Raw genomic sequence first — 557 nt, 5'->3', positions numbered from 1 at the left:
GGCCCCCGGCTGCACCCGCAGCGCCTCCGGCAGGGCCCGGCACGCCCGTACCACCTGGTTGTCGAGGAACGGCGCGTGCAACCGCTGCGAGCGGATCTCGGCCGCCTGCTCCAGCACCCGCAGATCCGCCGCGTGGCGGGACAGCGCCGCCCGCGCCCGGAAGTCGCCGGGCCGCTGCCCGGGCCCCACGTCCGACCGCCGCGTCGACGCCTGGAGGCGAACCGATACTTCAGCCAGCGCCTCCCCGGTCAGCCAGCGCGCCGCCGGTCCGGGTCTCCCCCAGGTCAGCGCGGCCAGCGAGGCGTCCGCCGCCCCCGGCCCGTCATCGTCGAGCCGCCGGTGCAGCAACCGCTCGGCAAGGCTCTCCAGCCCGGCCCGGTACGGCGTGCGGGCGAGCCGCCGGGCCGCCGCGTACACGCGCCCGGGCACCATCACGGACCCGTCCGCCTTCGCCAGTGCGGCGACCGGCCGCACGAGGTGCCGCCGCTTACGGTCCATCAGCAGGTCGGCCAGCCGGGCCGGGTGGGCGTCCAGCACCTGCTTCGCCCCGTAGCCCG

Annotated in this window: 1 pseudogene; it reads right to left on the bottom strand. The window is 78.1% G+C overall.

Annotated features, from left to right (window positions below):
• Positions 1-557 (bottom strand): annotated as a pseudogene (locus B9S61_RS10280) (asparagine synthase); the annotation flags it as partial.

Origin of the sequence: Streptomyces sp. SM1 (genome assembly GCF_002910825.1) — a bacterium.
GTDB classification, from domain to species: Bacteria; Actinomycetota; Actinomycetes; order Streptomycetales; family Streptomycetaceae; genus Streptomyces; species Streptomyces okerensis.
The sequence above is the reverse complement of the archived record's forward strand: the minus strand, read 5'-3'. Positions and strand labels throughout refer to the sequence as shown.